This is a genomic window from Algoriphagus aurantiacus (genome assembly GCF_035156405.1).
GTDB classification, from domain to species: domain Bacteria; phylum Bacteroidota; class Bacteroidia; order Cytophagales; family Cyclobacteriaceae; genus Algoriphagus; species Algoriphagus aurantiacus.
The window spans coordinates 1-606 of sequence record NZ_JAXRUT010000083.1 but is presented as its reverse complement, the minus strand read 5'-3'; the positions used below and the strand labels follow the sequence as shown (position 1 = coordinate 606).

Here is a 606-nt window from a genome sequence, read left to right as displayed (position 1 = left end):
GAAATATTTCCTGATTTAGCATAATTATTTCATGCAAGCGGAAATAGCTCCTGCCATTTTTTGATCTATGTCAATTAATTTTCATTGAGAATTAAACACCTCACCCACCTCACCCCAACTCCCGATATCGCTTTGCTTATCGGGACAGGCTCTCTTCCCGAATCACTTCGTTCTCGGGACAGGCATTGAGGAGAGGGGGCGTGGCAGTGCTAACTATGATGATACGAGTATAGAAAGAACCATATAAAAGATAAAAATGAAAAGCACGCCAACATCACCTACCGCAGTTCTGACCGAAGGAGCCGCCTGGCTTTTGGCCGCACTCTTTGCCTATACGGCGGTGAGCAAGGTGTATGATTGGAGCGGAACGCGGATGGCGATGTATAATCAGGTATTCCCAATAGGAATGGCTGATGTGATACTCTATCTATTGCCTTTGGTGGAAGTTATAGCCGCTGTACTATTGCTGGTACCGGGCTGGCGGAAGAAAGGATTTCTGCTGAGTGTGGTACTGATGATTCTCTTTACGGGGTACGTAACTCTGGTCTGGCTGGGATTTACAGAACGTGTCCCCTGCTCCTGTGGCGGGGTGCTAAGTAGTCTGGG

At 47.5% G+C, this 606-nt stretch carries 1 protein-coding gene; it reads left to right on the top strand.

Annotation, left to right across the window (positions count from 1 at the left end; genetic code table 11):
- Positions 1 to 256: 256 nt before the first annotated feature.
- Positions 257 to 606 (top strand): MauE/DoxX family redox-associated membrane protein (locus tag SYJ56_RS25830; RefSeq protein WP_323839293.1); only part of this gene is annotated, 350 nt, incomplete at its 3' end.